A 19,020-nucleotide genomic window follows, 5' to 3' on the forward strand; every position below is an offset into this window, starting at 1 on the left:
CAGTATCCACAGTTCGTCGTCAATGATCGGCGCTTCCATCCTTGGGCTTCCGTTGTTCTGGTGCCCAAGGTTAACAGCTCGCCGAGGAAGTAAACAGCCCCCTCACGGGGTTTTTGAACTGACCTCTTAACGCGGTATGCGATCCGCAATATGCTGTGGTCTTTCATTTTTATTCCCCATATGCTGCCATGCCAATTTCTTATTGCCCTGACGCTACCGGGTCTCATGGGTCATTCGACGTAGTCTTGCTCGCTTGATCGACCTGGAGCTGCGTGTTCCCCGTCGCGCTCCGGCCCTCCTTTCCGCAGGTGATTCCGAAGCGGGTTCCGTCCGTTCTTTGCCGAAACCGCCCGGTCGTCACCTCGTCGACTGCCGTGCCAACGCTTACGCAAAGAGCAGGCCATCCCGAACGAAATCCAGGCGCATCAAGCGTTCCAGCGATGCCCGTCCTCCCCGGTCCGAGGCCCGATGCGCGAAATGTTTCAAAATTGATATATCCGCCCGCGCGAGCGTTGCACGCCTGAAGGCCTGTCGCCGCGCTGCACCAAGGGTCCAAATTTTTTCTCGGGACTTTCCCGAACGCGTCAGGCCGCTCGCGCGCCGTGGTATCGGCGGCACGCTAACCCGGTAAAAAACGCGGAATGTTTCAAGCCGGATACATGAAATCCGGCCGCGCCGTTTTCTCATACGTGAAAACGCGGTTTTCACGCGCATCGCTGAACAATTTAAATACCCGACGTCCGTACGCGGTTTGCGTCGCGCGATTTTTTCTCCAACAATGAATTCACCGGACAACGCGATTTCGGCGCGATTCGATCCGTAGGCACGACAACATGAAAACGGCTGTGAAAGACCACGCAGCCTTCACGACAGACGGGGAATCATGTACACAGCCAACCGTGAAATGCGCGGGCGTGCAATACGCCGCATCCAATGGCTGACAGCCGATCGGATCATTCCGTACAGCTGCATCATGCTGATGCTCTTCGCCGCTTTTCTGATCCTGTGGGGCATCGTGACCGACGGCTTCACGTCGTCCGCCACGGTCCGCCCCGGCACCGACTTCTCGGTCTTCTGGACCGCATCGCATCTCGTGTTGCAAGGCCACGCCGCATCGGCCTACGACATTTCATTATTCAAGCAGGCCGAGTTCGCGCACTTCGGTGCGTCTCTGCAGCAACAGCCGCTTCCCTGGCTCTATCCGCCGACGATGTTGCTGTTCATCGCGCCGCTTGCCCTTGTGCCTTTCCTGCCCGCGTATTTCCTCTTTTTGGCGGGCAGTCTTTTATGCTACGCGTTCGCAGTCTCGCGGTTGTCGGGATTGCGCGCGCATCTTCCCCACCCGCGCGCCGCCATGCTCGTCGTGGTCGCGTATTCGGGCGTGTGCATGTCCGTGATGTTCGGCCAGAACAGCGTCCTGACCGCCGGCCTCGCCGCGCTCGCGCTGCATCTGCTGGGCAAGCGCCCGGTCGTTGCCGGCGTGCTGATCGGGTTGCTTGCGATCAAGCCGCAACTCGCCGTCGTGTTCCCGTTCGTGCTGATCGCGGCGCGGGCATGGCGCACGTTCGCGGCGGCCGCGCTGAGCGCGACGCTGTTCGCGGCGGCCGGGATTGCACTGGCCGGCCCTGGCGCGCTGCACGGTTTGAGCCAGGCCATGTCGACGGTACGCGACATGCATTTCATGCTCGCGTCGTACTGGTTCGCGTCGCCGACGCCGTTCGCCGCGTTGCGGCTCGCGGGTGCACCGGTGGCCGCCGCGCTGGTCGCGCAAGCGGCAATCGCACTGATCGCCATCGCCGCGGCGGTCGATGTATGGCGCCGTACGCCCGACATGCGCCTGCGCGGCGCGGTGCTGGCGGTCGCCACGCTGCTGACGACGCCCTATCTGTGGCATTACGAACTGACGTGGCTCGGCATTGCGATCTTCTGCCTGATCGCGCACGGCCTCGACAAAGGCTGGCTGCCCGGTGACCAGGGCATCCTCGTGCTCGCGTGGCTGCTGCCGGTCTTCGAGCTGTTCAACCGGTTGACGAAGCTGCCTCAGATCGGGCCGGTCGTGCTGCTCGCGGTGCTGCTCGTCGTCGTGCGTCGCGCGGCCCTCGCGTCACGGAGCACGCCATGAAAGCGCCTTCGTTCGCCCGCCACGCGCATGCCGCCGCCGATGTGCATCCGGAACTCCCGATCGCGGGCCCGCGCCGCTATCCGCACTGGCTCAATTGCGAACGCGTGCGCCTCTATGCGGCCGCCGTGCTGATGACGGAACTGCTGTTCGTCGTCATCTACTCGATCCGCGTGTTCCTGTCGCACCACGGTGCACCGGAACCGCTGTCGCCGGATTTCTCGCCGATCTGGAGCGCGGCGTGGCTCGCCGCGCACGGGCACGCGGCCGATGCATGGCATTTTCCCGCGCTGTTCGCGGTCCAGAAGCTCGCTGTCCCGGCGATGAATCTCGCGGACGGCACGCTGCCGTGGCTCAATCCGCCCTCCATGCTGCTGCTCATGCTGCCGCTCGGCTGGCTGCCGTACACGCTGGCGCTCGTGCTGTGGCTCGGGCTCACGTATGTGCTGTTCGCGGCAACGATCCGCGCCACCGTGCAGCGCGATGCCGCGTGGCTGTGCGCGCTCGCGTTCCCCGGCGCGTTCGTCACGGTGATCGTCGGACAGACCAGCCTCTTCACCGCGTTGCTCGCCGGTGCCGGCCTGCTCGCGCTGAACCGCCGCCCCGTGTACGCCGGGATCTGTTTCGGTTTGCTGACGATGAAGCCGCAGCTCGCGGTGCTGTTCCCGCTCGCGCTGCTGTGCGCGGGTCAATGGCGCGCACTGGCCGCGTGGGCTGCGACGATCGCGTGCAGCGTCGCGCTCTCGACCCTCGCGTTCGGGTTCGGTCCGTGGCTCACGTTCGCGCATGTGATCGACAACGTCTACGTGATCGTCGGCTCCGGCCAGGCCAAGCTCGTGCGCATGCCGTCGGTGTTCGCGCTCGCCACGATGGCAGGCTGGCCCGCCATCGTCGCGAACGGCCTTCAGCTGCTGTCGATCGCGACCGCGGCCATCGCCGTCATCTATGCATGGCGCGGCGCCTGCTCATACGCGCTGCGCGCCGCAACCCTCGCCTGCGCCTGCCTGCTCGTCAGCCCCTATCTGTACGACTACGATCTGACCTGGTACGGCATCGTGATCGCGTGGTACGCCCGCTATGCGTGGACGCACGGCTGGCGGCGCTTCGATCGCGAATGGCTGATGCTGCTGTGGCTGATGCCGCTCGCGGGCCTCGCGGTCGTGCCGCATCTGTCGTTCCAGTTCATGCCGCTCGTCACGCTGGCGTCGCTCGGGCTGCTCGTCAGCCGGATCGCCCGGGAACGACACGACGTGCCGTCGATGCCGGACGCACGCGACAACTCGACCGAAACCGCCTTCACGCATCAGGCCAGAACGCACCACCGCCCGGCGTACGGAATGCGCCGCACCGGCCGACCGACCATCGGCACGCATCGGTGAAACGACATCACAAGGGGAATCATCATGCGGGAACCACTCTATACGCCGCTCATCTCGCTGGTTGTGCCGTTCTATAACGAAGGCGAGGCCGTTGAGCACTTCTTCGACGTCGTGATTCCGCTGATGACGTCCATCGACGCGATCCGTTTCGAGATCGTCTGCGTGAACGACGGCAGCCGCGACGACACGCTCGACCGGTTGATCCGGATCAGCACCGACGAGCGGCGCGTGCGCGTGATCGATCTCACCCGCAACTTCGGCAAGGAAGCCGCGCTCACGGCCGGCCTCGACGAAGCCCTCGGCGACGCGGTGATCCCGCTCGACGCCGACCTGCAGGATCCGCCGAGCCTGATCCCCGTGATGATCGAGCACTGGCGCGACGGTGCGGAAGTCGTCGCCGCGAAGCGCAGGAACCGCGCGTGCGACTCGTTCGCGAAACGCACATCGGCCGCGATCTACTATCGCGTGCACAACCTGCTGTCGGACGTGAAACTGCCGGAGAACGTCGGCGATTTCCGGCTGATGGACCGCAAGGTCGTGAACGCGCTGCGCAATCTGCCCGAACGGCATCGCTTCATGAAGGGGCTGTTCGCGTGGGTCGGCTACCGCACCGTGATCGTCGAATACCAGCGCGACGCGCGCAGCGCCGGGCACTCGAAGTTCTCCGGCTGGAAGCTGTGGAATTTCGCGCTGGAAGGCATCACCAGCTTCAGCACCGTGCCGCTGCGCAGCTGGACCTACATCGGCGTCGGCATCGCCGCGCTCGCGTTCCTGTACGGCACGTTCATCATCTTTCGCACGCTGCTGTTCGGCAATCCGGTGCTCGGCTACGCGTCGCTGATCTCGGTCACGCTGTTCATCGGCGGGATCGAGCTCATCGGGATCGGTGTCGTCGGCGAGTATGTCGGGCGGATCTACGACGAGTCGAAGCAGCGGCCCGTCTACCTGATCCGCCGCCGCTACCAGGCGCATGGCAAGGTGATCGAACTCCCGGTCGCGCGCGATGCGCGCCGCCAGATCGCCCGCCGGCGCGTGCAGCCGACCCGTGCGCGGGTCGGCGCACGCTGACCCGCACCGACGGCCATGATCGGCCTGCTCCATGCCGAGCGCACGCGGCTCGTGCGCTTCGGCGTGTCCGGGCTCGGCTCGACCGCGATCCACACGCTGGTCGCAACGGCGCTGTTCGCGCGGTTCGATGCGACGCTGGTGACGGCGAACGCGATCGCCTTCCTCTGCGCGACGGCGTTCTCGTATCTCGCGAATACGTTGTGGAGCTTCTCGTCGACGGTGGGCACGCGCAACGCGGTGCGCTTTCTCGCGGTCACGCTGGCCGGCTTCGTCGAAACGATGCTGCTCGCGCGTGCGGCCGAAGCGCTGGACGGGTCCCGCGGGATGAGCATCGTCGCGATCGCGCTGCTGGTTCCGCCGACCACGTTCGCGCTGCACCGGCTGTGGACCTACCGGTAAGCGGTCTTGCCCCGCCCCGCGATTCCCGCACTCAGGTGCGCGGCAGCCCCGGCGGATTGGTCTGCGACCGGTCGACCGCTTCAGCGTCGAGGCTCCAGCGGCCGAGCACCTTCCGGTAGCTGCCGTTCGCGATCAGCGCATTGATCGCGATCGTCAGCGGATCGGCGAGGCCGCTGCCCTTGCGCGTCGTGATCGCGATGTCCGCGGTGCGCGGCCAGCCGCCGCTCACGGTGCCGATCAGCTTCGCATCGCCGCGCAGCGACGCCTGGTACGCGAGCATCGAATTCACGCTGAAGATCGTGTCGACGCGCCCCGACTGCAGCGCGACCCAGCGCTCGGCCGCATCCGCGTAGTACTGGATCTCGACCGGCGCGAGGCCGCGCGCGACGTTCTGCCGGTTCCACTCGAGCAGGATCTTTTCCTGGTTGGTGCCCGAATCGGTCACGACGCGCAGCCCGGCAACATCTTTCGGCTCGCGGATCGCGGCAATCCGGCTGCCGTTCTTCACGTAGAAGCCGAGCTGATCTTTCCGGTAGGTCGAGAAGTCGAATTTCTCCTTGCGCTGCTCGGTCACCGTCACGTTCGAGATCACCGCGTCGACCTTGCCGGACTGCAGCGCGAGCGGCCAGTCGGCCCAGGAAAGCGGCACGATCTTCAGCTTGCGGCCGATGCTGTCCGCGACGAGCTGCGCGAGATCGGGATCGAAGCCGACCACCGTTCGCGCATCGGTCGCATAGGTGCTGAGCGGCGGCAGGTTCGGCGCGATGCCGATCGTCAGTGTGTTCGCCTCGGCAAACCGGAAGCCGGCCGGCAAAGCCTGTTCGACCGCCGGGTTCACGGTGCCGCGCTGCCGGCCGGGCTGCTCGGGGCTCAGGTCGAACGTCGCGGCCTGCGCGGCCACGCTGCCGCCGATCAGGACGGCGGCCAGCACACGAACGACGCGCGCAACGGGAAATGCTGTTCTTCTCATGTCTTCCGGATTCCTTTGTTTATCGATGACGCGTGCGCGGAACTCGGGCGGGGCCGAACGATTTTCACCGTCCGTCGCCGCCTGGCGTTCCCGGCCCGCTCAGGCGGGCGTCGCTTCGAGTTCGGCGGCGGCTGCGCGTTGCGTCACCGGCTGGGCAACCGGCGACGGGCGCGTTGCGTGCGACTCGCCCGCATACAGCGCCTTCGGATCGAACACGCGCGCCTGCAGCGGCGTGAACGCACGGAAGTTCCACAGGCTGCGCGCGACGAACACGCGCTGCACCCAGCGGAATGCCCGGTCGTTCTCGTCGTATTGCGGATCGAAACGGTCGCGCGAATGCAGCGTGAAATGATTGTTGATCAGCACCAGCTTGCCCGGTTGAATCTGCACGCCGAACGACACCTCTCGCACCGCGCGATACAGGTTGGCCAGCGCCTCCTGTGCGCGCGTGTTGACCGCCAGCACCATGTCCGGATAGAACGCGACCGTCACGCGTGGCGCATCGAGCGGCCCCGACAGCACCGCGCTCAGGTCGGTGTTGTCGCGCGGCGTCGGCGCCGCCCCGCGCCACCGGTACGGCACGCGGATGATGTAGTGCTCGCCGTAGAGCTGCGCGATATCGTCCGGCGACAGCAGCTGCAGCGCGCGACGCGCATCGGCGAGCCGCGTGTACGGGCCGCCGCCGGCTTCGCTGCGCACGCCGAGCAGCAGCAACGCGAACGGCGACGTATCGCCTTCCGGCATGTGCGCCTGCGCGGCGTTCTCGATATGGAAATCGAGCTCGACCTCGGAGCCCAGGCCCGTATAGTCGCGCGCGGTCGCCTTGTGCGGCGTGAGGTTGTTCACGAGCTCGCGGCCTTCGTGCGCAATCGAATACGGTTCGCCGGCCAGCGTGCTCAACGCGACCAGGACGTTCTCGCTCAATACACCGGCCTTGAACGAGCGGCCGGTTTCCTCGAACCTCGGGCTGCCCGTCACGTCGTCGTCGATCGGCAGGTTGTCGATCTCGATCGAGCCGTGCGCATCGGCGGTCGGCGCCTTCGCGCGATCGAACGCGTCGACGACCCGGTCGGGAAACGCGGTGTAGGCAAGCTTGCGCACCGCGCTGATGTAGCCCGCGCCGCCAGCCGGATCATAGGCCAGTGCGCCGAGCGTCGTCCGGATGTGACTGGATTCCGCTGCCGTCAAAACGATGCGTTCATCTGCGAGATAGGTCATAGGTCTCTCGTATAAAGATCGGGGGTCGATAAGCGGTATGGCACTACCGCCGCGCGTTGCCGTCCTCGGGGCCCGGCGCTCGACAAGACTAGGAGACCGTCATTGCATTGCGAAATGATATTAATTCGATTGCAAACAAAAATTTTCGATATAAGTTCAGCAACGCGGCAGCGGCGGGCCGCGTCGTTCGCACCGTCGCTTAACACGAATGGTTGTTAAATAATCGCGGCTTATTATTTGTATTCGCTAACGGGTCAATGCTAGTTTTCTGTCGGATTCGACGATGCGCCGGCCGTCGATCGGCAGCCGGCGCCCTTCCTCCGCCCCATGGAAACCCGTTAGATGAACCGATTCCACCTGCTGCGCAGTTCGCTCGGAAACGACGCGCCGTTGGCTGCGTGCCGCCCCACCCGCCACGCGGCGCGGAGGACACGATGAGCGATCGCGCACCGGCACTCGAGCGCACGCTGACCGCCGGTGTGCCGCCGCACCTCACGTCCCTGCGCGCGATCCTCCCGACCGTCGCGGCCGCGAGCCTCGGCTTCGCGATCGTCCAGCTCGACGTGACCGTGGTCAACGTCGCGATTCCGAGCCTCGGCCATTCATTCGGATCGAGCGTCCACGGGCTGCAATGGATCGTCGATGCGTACACGCTGTCGTTCGCCGCGCTGCTGCTGACGTCCGGCACGCTGGCCGACCGCTTCGGCAGCCGCCGGCTGTTCGCGTACGGCCTCGCGCTGTTCCTCCTGGCATCGCTCGGCTGCGCGCTCGCGCCGTCGCTGGCCGCGCTGATCGCCGCGCGCGTCGCGCAGGGCGTGGGCGCCGCGATGATCCTGCCCACGTCGCTCGCACTCATCACGCACGCGTGCGCCAACGATGCCGCCGCCCGTGTGCGGGCCGTCGCGTGGTGGAGCGCGACGGGCGGCGCGATCAGCGCGGCCGGGCCGACGCTCGGCGGCCTGCTGATCGATTCGCTCGGCTGGCGTGCGATCTTCTTCATCAATCTGCCGATCTGTGCGGGCGGCCTGTGGCTCACGCTGCGCCATGTGCGGGATTCGGCCGCCGCGCGCACGCGGCTGTTCGATCCGGCCGGCCAGATCGTCGCGGTGCTCGTGCTCGCGCTGCTGACGGGCGGGATCATCCGGGCCGGCGCGCACGGGGTTGGCGATCCGTATGCGGCTGGTGCGCTGGCCGCGTCGGTCGTGCTCGGCGCGCTGTTCGTCGCGATCGAGCGGCGCGTGGCCGCGCCGATGCTGCAGCTCGCATTCTTCCGGATCGCGCGCGTGCCGGGCGTGCTCGCGATCGGCGCGGTCACGAATGCCGCGTTCTACGGGCTGATCTTCTCGCTGAGCCTCTATTTCCAGAACGCGCGCGGCTTCACCGCGACCGAGTCGGGGCTCGCGCTCGCACCGCTCACGATCATCATGCTCGCCAACATCGCGAGCGCGCGTCTCGCCGTCCGCCATGGATTCCGCGCGACCGTCATCGTCGGCCTCGCCGTGTCGTTCGCGGGCTACGTGTGGCTGTGGCAGACGCTCGGCGCGCACACGCCGTATGCGCTGCTGGCGCCCGGGCTCGCGGCGATGGCGATCGGCGGCGGCATCGCGATTCCCGCGCTGACGTCGACGATGCTCGGCAGCGTCGAGGCCGGCCGCTCGGCCACCGCGTCGGCGATCCTCAATACCGCTCGCCAGGTGGGCGCAGCGGTCGGCGTCGCGGCGCTCGGCGCGCTGGTCGCGGGCCAGGGCGCGGTGATCGTGGCCGGTGCGGCGCGCGGGTTCGCGATCGCGGCCGCGCTCGTCGCCCTGTGCATCGTGCTGGCCGCGCGCTGGCCCGGCGATGCGCCCGATAGCGGCCCGCGGGCCTGAGCCCGTGCCCCCTTCAACCGATCCCACAAGCCCAGCGAGGCATCCATGCCGCATCGTTTCATCGATACCGTCCTGATCGTCGACGGCGCGTCGACAGCCGCCTATCTGGCGCCCGCGTTCCGCGCCTACGGCATCCGTTGCGCGCACGTGATCAGCGACCCCGATCTGCCGGAAATCTACCGGAACCAGTTCGTCCCGTCCGACTATATCCGCCAGGTCCAGCATCGCGGCGACGTCGACGCGACGCTCGCGCAGTTGAGCGACCTGCGGATCGGCGCGGTGCTGCACGGCCTCGACGCGGCGCTCGAACTGGCCGACACGCTCGCCGAACGGCTCGACGTGCCGACGCGCAATCCGCTCGCGACGTCGGCCGCGCGGCGCGACAAGTACGCGATGAACGAGCGCATTCGCCAGGCCGGCCTGCGTGCTCCGGCCCACTTCCACAGCACGTCGGTCGACGCCGCGCTCGAATGGGCGCGCGCGTACGGCACGCTGCCGCTCGTGGTGAAGCCGGCGCGCAGCGCGGGCGTGGCCGGCGTGAAGATCTGCCGGACGCTCGACCAGGTCGAGGCCGCCGCGCGCGACGTGCTGGCCACCCGTTCGCTGTACAACCAGCCGAACGACGACATCGTGATCCAGAGCTATTCGGAGGGGCAGGAATACATCGTCGATTCGGTGTCGTTCGAAGGCCGCCATCGGGTGGTCAGCCTGTGGGAAGTGCACCGCGACCGCACGCATGCGCCGCGGCTCGACAAAATGCTGGTGCTGAATCACGCCGATCCGCGCTATGCACCGCTGCTCGACTACGCGGCCGCGGTGCTCGACGCGCTGGACGTGCGCTTCGGGCCGACTCATCTCGAACTGTTCGATACGGCGGACGGCCCGACGATAGTCGAGCTGAACGCGCGGCTGCACGGCAGCCTCGATCCGCGGCTGACGAGCGCGGTCAGCGGCGAGAATCACGTGTCGGCTGCCGTTGAAGCGGTGCTGCATCCGGAGCGGCTGTTCGGTGACGCCGCCGCGGCGACGGATTTCCGGGGTTACTGCGGGCACGTGCTGCTGCTGTCGTCGCGCAACGGCGTACTGCGGCAGGACTTCACGTGGCAGGCGATCCAGGCGCTGCCGTCGTTCGTCGGGCTCAAGCAATGGGCCAAAGTGGGCGACACGCTGCGCGTGACGACCGACCTGCGGACGGCGCTCGGCACGGTCGGTCTTTACAGCCCGACGTTCGAGCGGCTGCTGGAGGATTGCCGGCGGATTCGCGAGATCGAGGCTGAATTCTTCGCGGACGAACGGGCGGTTGCGCCGGCGTAGCGCGACCGGCGCAGCGCTTGCGGTGCGGTGTGCCGAGGTACGCTCCGCTAACGCCCAAGCAGCGCCCCCGCCTGCCGCCCCAGCACCGCGCGCAATGTATCGAGCTCGGGCAGTTCAGGCGCTTCTTCGGACGTGACAAGATAGGTCGTCATACTGTCGAGATCGTCGAACGCGTGCGCCCGCAGCTCCTTGCGCGCCACGTGCTCGGTCGTGATCCGCTTCGGCAGGATCGCGACGCCCATGCCGGCCGCCACGCAGCCGAGGATCGCGCCGAACGTGCCGAACGACGCCACCGACTCGATCGCGATGCCGCGTGCCTTCAGCCAGTGCTCCGCGACCGCGCGATACGGGCAGCCGTCGTGAAACGCGAGCAGCCGCACCGGGTCGCCGGCCAGCACCTGCCGCCGCGTGGCCGTGGCCGCGCTCACCAGCACCATCTCTTCGGCGAACGCCGGCTCGTAGCGCAACCCGGGCCGGACGACCGCGCGCGCCGTGAGCGCGGCGTCGATCCGGCCGCGCAGCAGCGCCTCGGCCAGATCCGGCTCGCTGCCGATCTGCACCGCGAGGCCGAGCACCGGGTCGCGCGCCTTCAACGCGGCGGCGAGCGCCGGCAGCCGCGTGGCCGCCGTGCTTTCCATCGAGCCGAGCCGAAAGCTGCGCGCGACCGGTGCTTCACGCACCACCTGCGTCGCTTCGTCGACGAGGCGCAGGATGCGATCGCAATACGGGATCAGCCGGCGCCCGGCGTCGTTCAGCACCAGCCGCTTGCCGTGCCGGTCGAACAGCGGTGCGTCGAGCGACGCTTCGAGCTGGCGCAGCCGCGCGGTGACGTTCGACTGCGTGCAGCCGAGCCGTTCGGCCGCGCGCAGCGCGCTGCCTTCCTGGACGACTGCCCGGAAGGTTTCGAGCAGAGGGATGTTCATATCACTTTCTCTTGTTACCGATCGTGTTTATATCATTTTACTTCGCCAAAAATCCGGATTAGCCTTGCGGATACCCGGTGCCCGACGGCCCGCTTCCGAGGAATCCGCATGCCCGTCTCCGCCTGCCCTGGTCGCACGACCGTCCGCCGTCGCCCCGAGGCTCGCCCGTGCGCACGCTGATCGCCGCGCTGGTGCGGCGTGGCCCGACCGTGCTCGCGTGCGGCGTGGGTCTCGGGTTGCTGGTGCCGCCGCTCGCCGACCTCGCGCGGCCGCTGATGCCCGTCACCGTGTTCCTGTTCGTGCTCGGCACGCTGCTGCGCGTCGAGCCCAGCGCGGTGCGCGCGGTCGCGCGGCGGCCGGCCGTGTCGCTGCTGCTGCCCGCCGCGACGATGATCGCGTGCCCGGTCGCGCTCGGCATCGTCGCGCGGCTCGCCGGCATGCCGTATGACTGGGTCGTCGCGCTGGTGATCGCGTACTGCGCGCCGCCGTCGAGCGGCACGTCGACGATCGCGCGGATGCTGTCGCTCGACGCCAGCGTCGCGCTCGTCGCGACCCTCGCGTCGATGGTGTTCGTCCCGCTCACCGCGCCGCTGCTGACGGCCTGGTTCAGCCACGATGCGGCCGTGTCGATTTCGCCTTTGACGCTCGCGTTGCGGCTCGCGCTGCTGATCGGCAGCGCCGAGGGCGTCGCGCTGCTCGTGCGGCGCTTCGCCGGCTCCCGGCTCGACCGCTATGCGACGCCGATCGATGCGACCGTCGTCGCCGCGCTGCTGGTGTTCGCGCTCGGCACGATGGCCGGCATGCAGCAATCGATCATCGACGCGCCGCACCGCGCGTTGACCGCGATCGCACTCGCATTCGCCGTCAACGCGGGCTTCCAGGTGATCGCGTACGGGCTCACGCCCGGCGACGTCCGCACGCGGCTCAATGTCGCGCTGATCGTCGCCAATCGCAACGTCGGCCTCATGTGGGCCGCGCTCGGGCTCGCCGCGACGCCCACCATGGCGCTCGTGTTCACGTGCGCGCAGTTGCCGATCTACACGCTGCCGCGCGTCGTCCAGCATCTGCTGCCGCGCCTCGAAGCACAGCGCCTGCGCCGCCGTGCACGCTAGCCGGCACGCGATGCCGTTCCACTCTTCCGCCTTCGATCAAGGATCCAGCATGAAGCGACTCATCGTGATCGGCGCCCGCGCCACCGGCAGCAGCCTCGCGCTCGTGCGCGGCGCGCTTGCGCGGCAAGCGGCAGTGACCGTGATCACCGCCCCCGGGCACCGTCTCGACGGCGTCTTTCCGGCGGGCGTCGAGACGATCAACCTCGAACCCGATGCCGGACAGCTCGTCGGCTGGCTGCGCGCACGCTATCCGGACGAGATCGACACGCTGCGCGTGACGACCGCGCACGACACCTATGCGCGCACCGCCGCGTGGGTCGCCGACACGCTCGGCCTGCCCGGCCCCGATGCGCACCGCGTCACGCACGCGGTGTCGAAGTCGAACCAGAAGGCGCTGCTCGCCGCGCACGGCATCCCGGCCGCGCAATTCGTCACGGGCACGCTGGCCGCGCCGGCGGCGCTCGCGGCCGCGGCCGACCCGCTGCGTTTCCCGGTGGTCGTCAAGCCGTCGGAAGGCTCGGCGAGCGACGGCGTGCGGCGCTGCGAGGACATCGCCGAGGTCCGTGCGCAACTCGACGCCCTCGCCGCCGGACACGCCGACGCGCAAGCGCTCGCGACCGAGCGCGTCGTGATCGAGGAATTTCTGAGCGGCAGCGAATACTGCGTCGAGTATTTCGACGGCCGGTACGTCGGCGCGCTGCGCAAGCTGAAACGGCATGGGGCAGGCTTTCTCGAGCGCGGCTATACGTCCGAACTCGACCTCGATGCGGGCACGCTGCGCGCACTGATCGACGTCGGGTCGCGCGCCACGGCGGCCGCCGGGCTGACCTGGGGGCCCGTGCACCTGGACTGCATCGTGCACGACGGCGTGCCGCACGTGATCGAACTGAATCCGCGCATCGCGGGCAGCTTCATCTGCGACATCGTGCGCGACGGCTATGGCTTCAACGTGGTCGAAGCGTTGCTCGACAAGCTCGACGGACGCCCGGAGGACATTCCCGCGCTGTTTGAACCGCATGCGTATGCGCGCGCCGAATTCCTGCTCGACAGCGATCCGCGCGCGTGGCGTTTCGCGCAGGCGGGTGAGATTCACGACGGCACGGTCACGATCAGTTACGGACCGCAGGTGCTGCCCGATCGCGAGCGGCGTGCGTTTCTTTATGTGCGGGTTGCGCTGCCGGTCGCGCACGGTGTGGAAGGCGCGCCCGCGCAACCCGGTTCGTCGGCCCACGGGAATCCCGTCGGGCAGCCCGCCGTTTCCGGCTCGCCGTGAAACGATCGACTGAACGCCGTCCCGGGCTCGACCGAAAGCCGTCGTGCCGCGCGGCTTCGGTCAGGCACGGTCACAAACGACGCCCCAACAACTGCCCCGGCCACCCGTCCACGTCGAAGGGTGAAATTCGCTCATAGCCGCACGACTCGTAGAAACGCACCAGCGCGCCGGTCCCGCCGCCATAGCAGTCCACCCGCAGGCGCTCCACCCCGGCCGCCCGGGCGCGCTCGTCCGCGAAGGCCATCAGGCGCCGGCCGACACCCCGCGCCCGTGCGTCGCGCGACGCAACCAGCACGCGCACATAGATTTCCGGCTCGGTCGCCGGCGGCACGTAGGGCATGGACTCGCCGAGGATCAATGCGCCGAGGACGCGGCCGTCCTGATCCTCTGCCACCCACGCATCGGGCAGCGCACAGGCTTCGGTCACCAGTGCAATCCGCCTGGGTTGCGTCGACCAGGGCTCGCGGCCCCATTGTCCGTCGTTGCCGATGGCGACGAACCACGCAATCACGTCGTCGAAGATCCCCAGCACGGCCGGGGCATCGAGTGTGCTGGCACGACGGATCCTCACCTTGTCCACGCCTGTCGACGTCACGTTCAACACTCCTTCGCCTGTCATCGACCGGCGCGCAATGGGATGGCACGCCGGGCTGCCCAAGGACACGCGATGGAAGCCCGGCGATCGAGCCTGCTACGGTACTGAAATTCCACCCGGTTGATCAAGGTGTGTCGGCCCGCGATTCGACATGACGGGTGGTCTTCGTGAAAACCCGGGAGATCAGCGCAAGGCGGGGTGTCGATCGACCTTTGCATGCACGGGCGTGGCCGACCCAGGCCAACGAGCCGCCACGTTGCCTGCGGATCGGCACGGCAAACGTGGTTCGACGCGTAGCAAGGGAGCCGAAAGATCATGCTGCCGCGCGTTGCCCGCGGCGCTCTCCCGATCCGGTACGCCGACGCGCCGCCGGCTCCGCCCCGGATCGCAGCGGATCGATTCCCGCGCGAATGCCCTCCTTCACGACAAAAAAATCTACAATCGACGCGATGCATCGCAGGCATGAAGCGCCAGCCGCCCACTCTCGCTCGCCACCATGAACGCACCCGCCGATTCCTCCCCCTCCGCCCCGTCGGTACTCGGCGTCTATCGCCAACTGGCGGACCCGTCCGCCGGGCAATGGATCGTCAGCCGGTCCGAACGCGCGCACATGTACCGCATCCAGCATCACCGGCCTGACGGCAGCACCTCGGTCGATACGGTCGTCGATGCGGACAACCTCGATGCGAAACTGCACAAGTGGATCCAGGAAGGTTTCGTCCGGCGTGAGGCCGGCGATCGCGCGGCGCCCGCTCATCGCGGCGCATTCATGCAGGCGCTACGAAGCGCGCACGCGTCGCGACCGGCGCCAGCCGGCGACGCGGCGCACGTCGCGCAGGTGGGCGGCGTGCCGATGCCGCGCGGCCCGGGCGGGCCGCTCGTGCCGCCATTGAACCCGGCCTACCTGTTCACCGCGCGCGTGACGAACGTGCTGGAAGACATCGTCGAGAACCGACGCATCCTGCTAATCGGCCACACCGGCACGGGCAAGACGAGCCTCATCGAGCAGGCCGCCGCGCTGGCCGGTCATGGCGTGCTGCGCTCGAACATGAACGGGCAGACGACGGTCGGCGACTTCGTCGGGCTCTGGACCGTCAAGGGCGGCGAGACGATCTGGGTCGACGGCGTGCTGCCGACCGCGATGCGTGAAGGGCTGTGGCTCATCGTCGACGAGATCGACTTCGCGGAACCGGCGATCCTCGCGGTGCTGACCGCCGTGCTCGAACCGGCCGGCCGCTTGTTGCTGAAGGAGAAAGGCAACGAGATCGTCGTCCCGCATCCGTCGTTCCGGCTGTTCGCGACGGCCAATGCGGTGGGTGCGATGGGGCAGTTCCGCCATCTGTACCAGGGCGCCAACGTGATGAACGAGGCGTTTCTCGACCGCTGGCGCGTCTACCGCCTCGACTACCTGCCGCCACCCGACGAGGCGCGCGTGCTGCAGCGCACGTTCGGCGCGGCCATGACCGCGGCGATGGCCGACACGCTCGCGGCGATCGCGGCCGACTGCCGCGCCGCGTTCGTCCGCGAGGATCTGGCCAGCGCGTTCTCGACGCGGCGCCTGATCGACTGGGCCGAGCTGATGCTGCGCACCGGCGATCCCGAATCGGCCGCCGGCCCGACGATCTATGCGAAGGTCAGCGAGGAAGACGCCGACCTGATCCGCAGCATCATTCGCCACTACATCGACATCGAGGCCTGACGCGATGGACCGGGACGACGACGCGCGGTCGCTCCACCTGACCCGGCTGGCCCGCACGCTCGCGCAACAGCACGGCATCGAGGTACGGTTTGCACGCCAAGCGCCGGTCGCGCAGCGCGACCTGCTGGTGCTGCCCGACACGCTGCTCACCGGCGACGTCGACGACGATGCGATCACCGGCCTCGTCGACCTCTACGCGGCGCGCGCCCGCTTCGGTGCGATCGATGACATTGCCGCACTGGCGTCGCCGGCGGTGCGGGCCATTGCGCAGGCGATCGACGACCGGCGCGCGGCCGGCCGCCTCGCTGCGATCTATCCCGGCGCGATGACGTTCCTGCGGCGGATGCGCGCGGCGACGGCCGCCGACACGCTCCGCCGGTGGCCGCAAATGGCATGGCGCGACAGGCTGGTGTGGCGCATCGAACGTGCGCTGTGGGACGAACCGCCGCCTTCCATCGAGCGCGTGCCGTCGCTCGACGCGACGATGACCGCCTCGGGCGATCTCGTCGACGCAGCGCGTGCAGCCACATCGACCGCCGACAGCATCCGCGCCGCGCACCGGATCGTCGAACGCGTGCGCGCGCTGGCGTCGGCCGGTGCGAACAACATGATGTTCACGGCCGATCCGGGCAGCACGATCGACAGCGACCGTATCGCCGCCGAATTCGAACCGGACGGCCAGGGCGCGCCGGACGACGCGCGTGCGCCCGTTTCCGCCGAATCGGGCGCCGGGTCGATCGCCGACACGGAATCGTCCGCCGACGCGCCGACGCCGGGCGATGCGGCGCCCGGCACGATCCGCCTGTCCGCGGACAACCGGCCGCTGCTGTCGGTCCCGCTGACCACCGCGTTCGACACGGTGACGGACTTCACCGGCAAGGGCGAACCGGCGCGCTGGCACCGCCTGCGAAGCGCGGCCCGCGCGCAGACCGAGCCGCTCAAGCTACGACTCGAACGTGCATTGAAAGTGGACGAGCAGACGCGCTGGAAACGCGAACAGGAACGCGGCGAGCTCGACCGGATGTCGCTCGCCCGCCTCGTCACGTCGCCCGGCTATCGCACGCCATTCCGCGTCCGGCGCGCCGCACCCGGGCGCGACGCGGCCGTCGGCCTGCTGATCGATTGCAGCGGGTCGATGGCCGGCAGGAAGATCGAACTCGCCAGGCTGTGCGCGTCAGCGCTGTGCGATGCGCTGACGCAGCTCGGCTTCGCGTGCGAAGTGCTCGGCTACAGCTCCGTCGAGGATGCCGCGATGCGCGCGCACTACCAGCGCTGGATCGACGCCGGCCGTGGCACGTTCGGCTATAACCGGTTCGTCGAACGGCTCGACCTGCGCGTCTACAAGCGGTTCGATTCCGACAATCCGAGCGGCCTCGCGTGCATCGAATGCGGCCACGAGAATCCCGACGGCGAGGCGTTGAGCTGGGCCGCCGAGCGGCTGCTGGCGAAGCGGGCGCGGCGACGAATCCTGATGGTGCTGTCGGACGGCTATCCGGCCACCGGCGACGGCAACCCGGCGATCCTGCGCACCGACCTGCGTGCCCGCGTCGATGCGCTGCGCGAGCGGCGCGTCGAACTCATCGGTGTCGGGATACTCGACGATGCGGTCGAAACCTTTTATCCGGTCAGCAGCGTGGTCGAGCATCTGCACGAGTTGCCGGGCGCGGCGTTCAGCGTATTGAGCGATACACTGCTGGATCGGCGCTAGCCTCGGGCGCGACAGGGTCGAAGCACACCTCGATTCGCCGGCGCGTCACATCAGTCGGTTAGCATCGCCGATGGCCGACTCGAATCGCCACGGTGACGCAGCATCCCGCGTTCCGTTGCATTCGACCGGTCGACCGGTTTCGATGTGCACGCAGCTGGCAGCACGATCCTTGCTCCGCGCCCCCTTTCGATTGTCAACGCGACGGCGGAGTCGGCCGTGTCTTCCTGCCACGGTCGGCCGCCGGCACGAAACTGCACATGCCCAGGAAAAAAACCAGCCTCTGGTTGCGGCACCTCGAACTGCTCTCCGTCGCCGCCGGCACGCGCCCGACGAAGCGCACGAGCAAGCCGCGACCGGCCGCCAAGCGGGCGGTCAAGCCGGTCGCCCGGCCGGCCGTCACCGTGCGTACCGCCCGACGCACGACGGGCACCGCGCATCCCGCCCGCGCACCGGCGGACAAGGTGCCCGGCACGTGGCTCCGCTCGTTTCATTCCGCCGGCCCGAGCGCCGGCCGCTACGTGAACCATCTTGCCTACGCGCTGTATCTCCCCGCCGCGCCGGCGACGACGGCCGGCATGCCGGCGGTCGTCATGCTGCACGGCTGCAAGCAGGGCGCCGAGTCGTTTGCCGCGGGCACGCGCATGTGCCGTCTCGCCGAGCGGTCGGGGTTCGCCGTGCTGTTTCCCGAACAGGCGAAGACCGCGCATGCGCACCGCTGCTGGCACTGGCACGGCGACGCGACGGAGTCGGAAGCCGCGGCCGTCACGTCGCTGGTCGACGCAATCGTGCGACAGCACGGCTTCGACCGCGACCGGATCTACCTGGCCGGCATGTCCGCCGGAGCAGGGCTCGCCGCGGCACTGGCCATCCGGTATCCCGACCGCTTCGCGGCCGTCGGCCTGCACTCCGGCCCGGCCATCGCCCCGCCGTCGTCGACGTTGGCGGCGATGAACCTGATGCGTCGAGGCCTGCGCGACGACCCGATACGCGCGGTCGATGCGTGCGCCGACGTCGCGTCCTATCCCGGCATGCCGGCCCTCGTCATGCACGGCGCACTCGATACGGTCGTGACCGACCGGAACGCGACGCAGCTCGGCATCGCGTTCGCGCGGCTCAACCGGCTCGTCGACGAACACGGCGCGATGCGGGTTGGCGAGCAACGCACCTATGCGCGCGACGATGCCGACTACGTCGACTATCTCAAGGCCGGGCGTCTCGTCGTCCGGGTCTGCATCGTCCGCCGGCTGCCGCATGCATGGAGCGGCGGCGACCCGCGCGAGCCGTTTCATTCCGCCACGGGGCCGGACGCCACCGCGATGCTCTGGCATTTCTTTCGTCGCCAACGCCGCAAGCGGCTGCGATGACGTGCGACGCC

Annotated in this window: 15 protein-coding genes; 11 read left to right on the forward strand and 4 right to left on the reverse strand. The window is 68.4% G+C overall.

The features are described 5' to 3' along the window. Positions 1-883 precede the first annotated feature (883 nt). From CFB50_RS33230 to CFB50_RS33245, 4 genes are read left to right on the forward strand one after another with little or no spacing between them, the layout of a single operon-like run. Positions 884-2,122, forward strand: a complete 1,239-nt coding sequence (locus CFB50_RS33230) for a glycosyltransferase family 87 protein (RefSeq protein WP_089448727.1) — start codon at positions 884-886, stop codon at positions 2,120-2,122. After that, positions 2,119-3,498, forward strand: a complete 1,380-nt coding sequence (locus tag CFB50_RS33235; protein WP_089448728.1) for a glycosyltransferase family 87 protein — start codon at positions 2,119-2,121, stop codon at positions 3,496-3,498. Before CFB50_RS33230 ends, CFB50_RS33235 begins: the two co-directional genes overlap by 4 nt. 24 nt (positions 3,499-3,522) lie before the next feature. Then, positions 3,523-4,566 (forward strand): glycosyltransferase family 2 protein, encoded by a 1,044-nt coding sequence (locus CFB50_RS33240; protein WP_089448729.1) that lies wholly within the window; start codon positions 3,523-3,525, stop codon positions 4,564-4,566. 15 nt (positions 4,567-4,581) lie between these two features. Continuing rightward, complete coding sequence (locus CFB50_RS33245) at positions 4,582-4,965, forward strand: GtrA family protein (protein WP_089448730.1); 384 nt, start codon at positions 4,582-4,584, stop codon at positions 4,963-4,965. 31 nt (positions 4,966-4,996) lie between these two features. On the opposite strand, the gene CFB50_RS33250 is transcribed toward CFB50_RS33245, so the two are convergent. Then, on the reverse strand, positions 4,997-5,935 hold the full coding sequence (locus tag CFB50_RS33250; RefSeq protein WP_089448731.1) for an ABC transporter substrate-binding protein: 939 nt from the start codon (positions 5,933-5,935) through the stop codon (positions 4,997-4,999). 99 nt (positions 5,936-6,034) lie between these two features. Beyond that, a complete protein-coding gene (locus CFB50_RS33255) occupies positions 6,035-7,153 on the reverse strand; it encodes a TauD/TfdA family dioxygenase (RefSeq protein WP_089448732.1) in 1,119 nt (372 codons plus the stop codon). Positions 7,154-7,587: 434 nt separating this feature from the next. On the opposite strand from CFB50_RS33255, the gene CFB50_RS33260 reads away from it, so the two are divergent. Beyond that, positions 7,588-9,021, forward strand: coding sequence for an MFS transporter (locus CFB50_RS33260; RefSeq protein WP_089448733.1), 1,434 nt, complete (start codon positions 7,588-7,590; stop codon positions 9,019-9,021). Between the two features lie 45 nt (positions 9,022-9,066). Beyond that, positions 9,067-10,335 (forward strand): ATP-grasp domain-containing protein, encoded by a 1,269-nt coding sequence (locus CFB50_RS33265; RefSeq protein ID WP_089448734.1) that lies wholly within the window; start codon positions 9,067-9,069, stop codon positions 10,333-10,335. Positions 10,336-10,382: 47 nt separating this feature from the next. Here CFB50_RS33265 and CFB50_RS33270 read toward each other — a convergent pair whose 3' ends face one another. Further along, on the reverse strand, positions 10,383-11,258 hold the full coding sequence (locus CFB50_RS33270) for a LysR family transcriptional regulator (protein WP_089448735.1): 876 nt from the start codon (positions 11,256-11,258) through the stop codon (positions 10,383-10,385). Between the two features lie 167 nt (positions 11,259-11,425). On the opposite strand from CFB50_RS33270, the gene CFB50_RS33275 reads away from it, so the two are divergent. Continuing rightward, positions 11,426-12,370: a hypothetical protein gene (locus tag CFB50_RS33275; RefSeq protein WP_089448736.1), complete on the forward strand. Its 945-nt coding sequence runs from the start codon at positions 11,426-11,428 to the stop codon at positions 12,368-12,370. A 49-nt stretch (positions 12,371-12,419) separates the two neighbouring features. Next, positions 12,420-13,643, forward strand: coding sequence for an ATP-grasp domain-containing protein (locus tag CFB50_RS33280; protein WP_089448737.1), 1,224 nt, complete (start codon positions 12,420-12,422; stop codon positions 13,641-13,643). A gap of 70 nt (positions 13,644-13,713) precedes the next feature. Here the strand turns inward: CFB50_RS33280 and CFB50_RS33285 are convergent, their stop codons facing one another. Then, a complete protein-coding gene (locus tag CFB50_RS33285) occupies positions 13,714-14,238 on the reverse strand; it encodes a GNAT family N-acetyltransferase (protein ID WP_089448738.1) in 525 nt (174 codons plus the stop codon). A 496-nt stretch (positions 14,239-14,734) separates the two neighbouring features. Between CFB50_RS33285 and CFB50_RS33290 the strand changes: the two genes are divergently transcribed. The 3 genes from CFB50_RS33290 to CFB50_RS33300 all read left to right on the forward strand — a co-directional run bounded on the left by CFB50_RS33290 (position 14,735) and on the right by CFB50_RS33300 (position 19,009). Beyond that, complete coding sequence (locus CFB50_RS33290; RefSeq protein WP_089448739.1) at positions 14,735-15,937, forward strand: ATP-binding protein; 1,203 nt, start codon at positions 14,735-14,737, stop codon at positions 15,935-15,937. A gap of 4 nt (positions 15,938-15,941) precedes the next feature. Continuing rightward, the gene (locus tag CFB50_RS33295; RefSeq protein WP_089448740.1) at positions 15,942-17,645 is read left to right on the forward strand and encodes a cobaltochelatase CobT-related protein; all 1,704 of its coding nucleotides are present in this window, start codon (positions 15,942-15,944) and stop codon (positions 17,643-17,645) included. A gap of 257 nt (positions 17,646-17,902) precedes the next feature. After that, entirely contained in the window at positions 17,903-19,009 is a 1,107-nt protein-coding gene (locus tag CFB50_RS33300) for an extracellular catalytic domain type 1 short-chain-length polyhydroxyalkanoate depolymerase (protein ID WP_089448741.1), read from the forward strand. The last annotated feature ends 11 nt before the right edge of the window (positions 19,010-19,020 follow it).

The organism is Burkholderia sp. AU33423 (genome assembly GCF_002223135.1).
In the GTDB taxonomy this organism is placed as follows: domain Bacteria; phylum Pseudomonadota; class Gammaproteobacteria; order Burkholderiales; family Burkholderiaceae; genus Burkholderia; species Burkholderia lata_D.